This window comes from Spirillospora sp. NPDC046719, from assembly GCF_040645715.1.
In the GTDB taxonomy this organism is placed as follows: Bacteria; Actinomycetota; Actinomycetes; order Streptosporangiales; family Streptosporangiaceae; genus Spirillospora.
In genome coordinates, this window is sequence record NZ_JBEYYT010000849.1 from 1 (window position 1) to 1808 (window position 1808).

General features: G+C 78.4%; 1 pseudogene. It reads right to left on the reverse strand.

Annotated features, from left to right (window positions below):
• Nucleotides 1–48: 48 nt before the first annotated feature.
• Nucleotides 49–1808, reverse strand: a pseudogene (locus ABZ914_RS50900) (hypothetical protein); the annotation flags it as partial.

The following is a 1808-nucleotide window of genomic DNA, read 5'->3' on the forward strand; positions in this document are numbered from 1 at the left end:
ACCCCCTCGGCCGCCGCCGTTTCGGTGCGCCGGGCCGCGCTCGGCGCGTCAGCCGTGCGCGCGGGCCTCGATCGGCCGGGCGTCGTAGCCGAGGAACTCCTGCGCGATCTGCTTGGCGAGCCGGTCGCCGGGCTTGATCTGCTTGCCGCTCGGGTCCTGGACGTAGGCGTAGAGGACGTACCGGCCGCGGACCGTGACGGCCGCGTAGCCGCCGGCGCGGTCGATGTCCTTGGCCTGCTGGCCGGACATGCCGCGGAACCACTCGTACTTGGCGGGGTCGCCGGCGCGGCTCACCCGCAGCGCCGCCGCCCGGTTCGGCATGACCGCGATCCCGGTCGTGACGGCCCATGTCTTGATCTTGTTGACGAAGGTGGCGCGGACGACCTTGCGGCAGCTCTCCCGCTGCAGCGCCTTCAGCATCGAGCCGCGGGCCGCGTAGCCGAGGTCCTTGTTGATGGACCAGCGGTCGCGGGCGAAGGTGCGGCTGCCGAGCTGCACGGTCGCCTCGGGGAAGGCCTCGGTGAACGACAGGTCCTTCGGGTCGGTCTTCTCGTCGTTGATGTCGGTCGGCTTCGGCTTGGGCGGCGTGCTCGCCTTCGGCGGCGCCGAGGCGGTGTTGCCGGGCTCGGCGGCCTTGCGGGTGGCGCCGTCGCCCTTCGATCCCGTCCCGCCGAGGAGGAACAGCGCGACGAGGGCGGCGAGCACGAGGCCGGCGCCGCCGCCGACGAGGACGAGGCGCTGCCTGCCGCCGCCGCCCCCGCGCGGCCGGGTGCCGGGCGCGGACGGCCCGCCGGGGCCGCCCGGGCCCGCCGGAGCGGGTTCGTCGAGCGGGACGCCGCCTTCGGCGTGGTAGACGGGGGTGATCACGGTGGCCATGGCGGGCTGCTCGGCCGTCGCGGTCGCGTCGCCCGCCTCGCCGTGCGGGTACGGGCCGCTGCCGGTGGGCGGCAGGACGCCCGGCGGCAGGATCGCGTCGGGGACCAGGACCGGGGCGACCGCCGTGGACGCCGTCTCGGCCTCCACGGCCTTCTCGAACGCCGCCGTGCCGTCCGCGCCGCCCCGCGGCGGGGCCGGGGGCTCCGGCGCGGGCCGGGGCTGCTCGGCCGTCTTCGCGGCGGCGGGCTGGGCCGGTGCTGCCGGCTTCGCCTGTGCGGTGGGCTTGGCCTTCGCGGAGGCCTTGGCCTTCGCGGCGGGCTTGCCGCTCTTCGGCGGGACCGGAGGGGCGATGCCCATGGGCCCGGTCGTCGTGGAGGGGCTCGGGGCGTCCTCAGCCATGCCGCCGTTCGCGCCGCCGTCAGTGCCGGAGGGGACCGGCCCGGGGGCGGTGTCCTCGTCGGGGACGGCGGCGAAGCCGTCCGGGTCGGTGTCGCCGAAGGCGAGCGGCCCCTTGATCAGCGGTTCGGACGGGACGGCGCCGCGGGAGTCGATGTTCGGGGCGCCGGCCCCGGCGACGAGCGTGCCGGGCGGGACCGTTCCGGCGGGGGCCCCGGGCGCGGCGGGCGCCCCGGTCTCCGCGGACGGCGCGGTGCCCGGAGCCGCGGGGGCTCCGGCCGGTTCGCCGGTGGCGCCCGTGTCGGCGGCGGGTTCGGAGGCCCACCAGGGGGTCTGCAGGCCGAACGCGGGCAGCCGGAGGGGGGAGGACGCGGACGGTGCCTCGTCGGCTGCGGCGGCGCCGCCCGCACTGGCGGGCGCGGCGGCCTCGTCGATCGGGGCCTGGCTGGCGGGAGCGGCCTCGGTGGCGGAGCCTCCCGCGGGAGGGACCGCACCGAAGCTGGGGGGCGCCGAGGCGGCGGGGGCGGCGGCCGTCG